This is a genomic window from Pseudomonas typographi (assembly GCF_014694385.1).
Classification (GTDB): domain Bacteria; phylum Pseudomonadota; class Gammaproteobacteria; order Pseudomonadales; family Pseudomonadaceae; genus Aquipseudomonas; species Aquipseudomonas typographi.
Genome location: NZ_JAAOCA010000171.1, coordinates 1 through 255, shown reverse-complemented (window position 1 = coordinate 255; position 255 = coordinate 1). Strand labels below are relative to the sequence as shown.

General features: G+C 68.6%; 1 protein-coding gene. It reads right to left on the bottom strand.

Translation table 11 applies throughout. The features are described 5' to 3' along the window. A partial coding sequence (locus tag HAQ05_RS29745; protein WP_190427759.1) for a hypothetical protein occupies positions 1-255 on the bottom strand: 255 nt, incomplete at both ends.

The window sequence follows — 255 nt, the reverse complement described above, 5'->3', positions numbered from 1 at the left end:
CCGCCGTGCCGCCCTGGCGGACGGTGATCGCATAGCCAGTCACGATGCCCGTCGGGGGCGTCCAGGACAGTACGCCCTGGGTCACTTCGGCCGTATCGTCCTGAATCCAGGCCAGGTCCGTGGGCGACCCCAGGCCGCCGGCGGGGAGGCTGATGAAGCCGATGGGATTGTAGGGCTGGCCCACGGCATCGTCGTAGATGGCCGGGTCGTACTGCGCCAGCGTGATGGTGCATCCTTCCGTGACGCCCATCGTCC